This is a genomic window from Sulfitobacter sp. UBA4523, assembly GCF_002388305.1.
In the GTDB taxonomy this organism is placed as follows: Bacteria; Pseudomonadota; Alphaproteobacteria; order Rhodobacterales; family Rhodobacteraceae; genus Sulfitobacter; species Sulfitobacter pontiacus.
In genome coordinates, this window is record NZ_DGMH01000010.1 from 16,405 (window position 1) to 16,608 (window position 204).

The window sequence follows — 204 nt, forward strand, 5'->3', positions numbered from 1 at the left end:
GCCCGCGCAAAAACGAGTGGGCGGGGTGTTGGTATGTGGCTCTAATCCGCGGTTTAGAGCCTACTTCTTTGCCGCATCGCGCAGTTTCGTGATCGTGGTGCGGGTAGAGATCTGTTCGGGGTTGGTAACCAGTTCAATCAAGGCCGGGCGACCGCTGGCGCGGGCACGTTCAAACGCGGCAGCGAAGTCGGCGGTTTTGGTCAC